2 protein-coding genes are annotated in these 1,886 nt (G+C 68.9%); both read left to right on the top strand.

Annotation, left to right across the window (positions count from 1 at the left end):
• On the top strand, positions 1 to 132 hold a 132-nt coding region (locus RMO97_RS04875; RefSeq protein ID WP_409035286.1), incomplete at its 5' end, for a VOC family protein.
• Positions 133 to 326: 194 nt separating this feature from the next.
• Positions 327 to 1,886, top strand: a 1,560-nt coding sequence (locus tag RMO97_RS04870; RefSeq protein WP_310539415.1) for a gamma-glutamyltransferase family protein, incomplete at its 3' end; no start/stop codon positions are given.

The following is a 1,886-nucleotide window of genomic DNA, read 5'->3' as shown; positions in this document are numbered from 1 at the left end:
GAGGCGATGCTGGCCAAGGTGACGGCGGCTGGCGGCCAGGTGGTCAAGCCCATCTACAGCTACCCGGGCGGCCGCCGCTTCCACTTCCGCGACCCCAGCGGGAACGAACTCGCGGTATTCACCGAGGGTTGAATTCGGCGCAGGGCCTGTGCTGTAGTTTCGGACGGATAGCGGGGGGGCTGACGGAGCGATGTCTCCATCAAGGCGATAGGGGCCACTGTGAACGAGAAGGGTCAAGTGTAGCGCTCGGCGGCGTTTCCGAGGAAAGTTTCACGCGCGCCTGACGCCTGAGCCATAGTGCGGGACGTCCAGGCTCAGGAGCCCCCATGCGCCGCCGCACCTTCCTCGCCGCCCTTCCCGCCGCCGCCCTGGCCACCCACGCCCTGGCTGACGCGCGCTCGGACAATCCCAACCGCAACCGCCCCGATGTGCGCGGCGGCGACCGGGTGGACGGCGCCACCTTCGCCAGCCGCAGCGCCGCCTGGGGCGTCCACGGGGCGGCGGCCACCGCCCACCCGTTGGCGAGCCTGGCCGCCATCGAGATCCTGAAGGCCGGGGGGTCGGCGGTGGACGCGGCCATCGCCGCCAATGCGGTGCTGGGGTTTGTCGAGCCCATCGCCTGCGGGATCGGCGGCGACTGCTTCGTCATGCTGTGGGACCCGAAAACCAAGCAGGTCGTGGGCCTCAACGGCTCGGGCCGCAGCCCCAAGGGCCTGTCGTTGGAGACGGTGCGTGCGCGATCGAAGAACGGCCTGATTCCCTCCTATGGCGCTGTCTCCGTCAGCGTGCCGGGCGCGGTGGACGCCTGGTGGACCCTGCACCAGCGCTACGGCAAGCTGAAGTGGAAGGACCTGTTCACCTCCGCCATCGCCCACTGCGGCGAGGGCGCCCCGGTCAGCCAGAACGTCGCCTACTACCTGGAACGCTCCCTGAAGAACTTCACCAGGCCGGGCTCCGGCCTGGAGGAGGTGGAGAACTTCAAGTCCGTCTGGGCGCCGGGCGGCAAGACCCCGGTCGAGGGCGAGGTCTTCCGCAATCCAGGCCTAGCCCGGACCTACGGCCTGATCGCCCAGGGCGGCCGCGACGCCTTCTACGAGGGCGAGATCGCCACCAGCATCGAGCGCTACTTCAAGCGCATTGGCGGCTGGATGACCAAGGCCGACCTGGCCGCCCACCACAGCCGCTGGGACCCGCCGCACAAGGTCAACTACCGCGGCGTGGACGTCTGGGGCCTGTCCCCCAACAGCCAGGGCCTGGCCACCCTGCAGGCCCTGAACATCATGGAGGAATTCGACATCAAGGCGATGGGCTTCCAGTCCGCCGCCGCGATCCACCACGGTGTCGAGGCCAAGCGTTTGGCCTTCGAGGACCGCGCCCGCTACTACGCCGATCCCGACTTCGCCAAGATCCCCACCGAGTGGCTGATCTCCAAGGCTTACGCCAGGGAGCGCGCCAGGCTGATCCGCCCGGACGCCATCCTGACCCCGGTCAGTCCAGGCCAGGCGCCCGGCCATGGCGACACCACCTATTTCACCACCAGCGACGCCGACGGCATGATGGTCTCCATCATCCAGTCCAACTATCGCGGCATGGGCTCGGGCCTGATGCCGGACGGCTTGGGCTTCATGCTCCAGGACCGCGGTGAGCTGTTCGCTCTGACCGACGGCCACCCCAACATCTACGCCCCGGGCAAGCGGCCCTTCCAGACCATCATCCCGGGCTTCGCCACCAAGGGCGACCAGCCGTGGCTGTCCTTCGGCGTCATGGGCGGCGACATGCAGCCCCAGGGCCAGGCGCAGATCATCTCCAACATGGTGGACTTCGGCCTGGGCGTTCAGGAGGCCGGCGACTCGCCGCGCTGGCACCACGGCGGCTCCACCGAACCC

Source organism: Phenylobacterium sp. (assembly GCF_031425575.1).
Taxonomy (GTDB): Bacteria; Pseudomonadota; Alphaproteobacteria; order Caulobacterales; family Caulobacteraceae; genus Phenylobacterium.
Note: the sequence above shows the minus strand (reverse complement) of the source record. Positions and strands in the feature narration are given on the sequence as shown.